1 pseudogene is annotated in these 257 nt (G+C 56.8%); it reads left to right on the top strand.

Going from position 1 to position 257, the window contains the following annotated elements:
* Nucleotides 1-46 precede the first annotated feature (46 nt).
* Nucleotides 47-257: pseudogene (locus WG899_RS22325) on the top strand (helix-turn-helix domain-containing protein); the annotation flags it as partial.

The following is a 257-nucleotide window of genomic DNA, read 5'->3' as shown; positions in this document are numbered from 1 at the left end:
TCCTGATCTGCGTTGACACATTTGCCTTCAAGAAAGGGCATGTGTGATGGATACAGGCGTTAAACGAACGCAGCGCGACTACACGATGGCTTTTAAGCTGTCGGTCGTCGAGCAGGTCGAAAAGGGCGAGCTGACCTACAAACAGGCGCAAGCGAAGTACGGCATCCAGGGCCGCACGACGGTGTTGACGTGGATGCGCAAACACGGTCGCCAGGGTTGGGGTCGTGCGGCATCATTGGCGGCGATGCCGATAAACA

It is taken from the genome of Paucibacter hankyongi (assembly GCF_037482915.1).
In the GTDB taxonomy this organism is placed as follows: Bacteria; Pseudomonadota; Gammaproteobacteria; order Burkholderiales; family Burkholderiaceae_C; genus Paucibacter_A; species Paucibacter_A hankyongi.
The sequence above is the reverse complement of the archived record's forward strand: the minus strand, read 5'-3'. Positions and strand labels throughout refer to the sequence as shown.